This window comes from Bradyrhizobium sp. 142 (genome assembly GCF_023074015.1).
Lineage (GTDB): Bacteria > Pseudomonadota > Alphaproteobacteria > Rhizobiales > Xanthobacteraceae > Bradyrhizobium.
On sequence record NZ_JADPKQ010000132.1, the window covers coordinates 1 to 631 of the forward strand.

Here is a 631-nt window from a genome sequence, read left to right on the forward strand (position 1 = left end):
GCAACCCGCAGTGCCGGCTTTCGTTCCGGCCCGGAGCCGGCGCCCTCTCCGCGGTCGCTCGATGCAGCGCCTGGAGAAGCGAAGCCCCGGAGTTGCCTAACATTACAGTTGCTTTGTTTGCAGACTTCTGAATCCATGGGCAACCATGATTCGAATGTCGGTTGAGGAGACGCTTGCGTTGTGGGCGGCGTCGCTTCGAGAGATCAAGAAACGGATACGTCCGTTGTTCACGCAAGAGCGTGTGGCGACGAATGCAGGCCTGTTCCTGGAAGGTCTGCTCGGAGATGAGCAGCGCAAGACCGGCTGGATGCGCGCGGAGGCGGCTGGCGATCCCGGCCCATGGCGGCAGCAGGCGATTCTGGGTCGCGGGGATTGGGACGCTGATGCCCTGCGCGATATCGTCCGCGACTATGTCATCGAGCACTTGGCGGATGACGATGCGGTGCTGGTGATCGACGAGACCGGCTTTCTCAAGCAGGGCAAAGCGTCATGCGGAGTGGCGCGGCAATACACTGGTTCGGCAGGGAAGATCACGAACTGCCAGATCGGCGTCTTCGCTACCTACGTTTCGCGTCATGGTCATGCGTTCATCGATCGCGCGTTGTATCTTCCGAAGGAATGGACCGACGAT

1 protein-coding gene is annotated in these 631 nt (G+C 60.9%); it reads left to right on the forward strand.

Going from position 1 to position 631, the window contains the following annotated elements; translation table 11 throughout:
- Positions 1-145 precede the first annotated feature (145 nt).
- Positions 146-631 (forward strand): transposase (locus IVA82_RS13485; protein ID WP_247493324.1); only part of this gene is annotated, 486 nt, incomplete at its 3' end.